This is a genomic window from Kitasatospora nipponensis (assembly GCF_039528135.1).
GTDB classification, from domain to species: Bacteria; Actinomycetota; Actinomycetes; order Streptomycetales; family Streptomycetaceae; genus Kitasatospora; species Kitasatospora nipponensis.
Genome location: NZ_BAAALF010001102.1, coordinates 1 through 532, shown reverse-complemented (window position 1 = coordinate 532; position 532 = coordinate 1). Strand labels below are relative to the sequence as shown.

Annotated in this window: 1 protein-coding gene and 1 riboswitch; the gene reads right to left on the bottom strand. The window is 66.5% G+C overall.

Annotated elements, in window-relative coordinates:
- A partial coding sequence (locus ABD323_RS45095) for a DMT family transporter (protein ID WP_344447734.1) occupies positions 1 to 248 on the bottom strand: 248 nt, incomplete at its 3' end.
- 35 nt (positions 249 to 283) lie between these two features.
- A riboswitch (guanidine-III (ykkC-III) riboswitch) is annotated at positions 284 to 346 on the bottom strand.
- Positions 347 to 532 lie beyond the last annotated feature (186 nt).

Sequence of the window (532 nt, the reverse complement as noted above, 5' to 3'; positions counted from 1 at the left end):
GTCACCGCGTCCCCCATCACCGCCATGCCGTACAGCGCGGTCCCGATCGCCCCGATGCCGACCCAGATCGCGTACCCCGTACCGAGCGGGATCGACTTCATCGCGTACGCCAGCCCGCCCATGCTCAGCACCAGCGCGACCCCGAACACCACGCTCGGCACCAGCCGCGAGAACCCCTTGGACGCCTCCAGGGCGACCGCCCACACCGTCTCCAGCACACCGGCGATGATCAGAACAACCCAGGCCATGACGAGCACTCCCTCGCAGTAGGTGTCAGTTCACTACTGCGCCGTCTTGTCAGACCGGGTACGACGCGCCTCGTCCGGGGCGATCAGCTCGCCTGCCATCGAGGCTAGCACGCGCGACACACGGAATTCATATTCGGGCATTGACGCGGGGCCGCTTATTCGGGCACCATGAATTCACGAACAGCGCGCCCGGTCGATCCGGGGGCCACGACGACAGGAGCAGGCCATGAGCAGGAAGACGGTGGCGATCTCGATGCCCCGCACCTGTGCCGGTCCCTGTTGTC